The 286-nt window shown below is 45.8% G+C and carries 1 protein-coding gene; it reads right to left on the minus strand.

What is annotated here, in order from left to right; translation table 11 throughout:
* Nucleotides 1-188, minus strand: a 188-nt coding sequence (locus B2633_RS06985; protein ID WP_483169899.1) for a hypothetical protein, incomplete at its 3' end; no start/stop codon positions are given.
* Between the last annotated feature and the right edge of the window lie 98 nt (nucleotides 189-286).

The following is a 286-nucleotide window of genomic DNA, read 5'->3' on the forward strand; positions in this document are numbered from 1 at the left end:
CGCAACAAGACTTTCTTTTCCTGTTCGAAAAATGAAGCGGGGGTAAAGTCATCAGTATCTTCCAGAGGTCGGATAGTTATGGAGTACTTTCGATTATCTGCTATGCTCATCGCTTCCGAAAAGGTCTCAGCCAGTTTTTCCGGCAGCCAGTGTGATTTAATCAGGATTTCCGTAAGAAACAAGCCCAAAGTAATCCCCCCTTGCAGCTGAACTCAAGTCATAAGCAACTAACTCACCATTTCCTAGCCTTCAATGCCAATGCTTCTTCCAGGGTTCCCCCGGAAAC

This window comes from Syntrophomonas sp. UBA1041 (assembly GCF_002316705.1).
Taxonomy (GTDB): Bacteria; Bacillota; Syntrophomonadia; order Syntrophomonadales; family Syntrophomonadaceae; genus DTU019.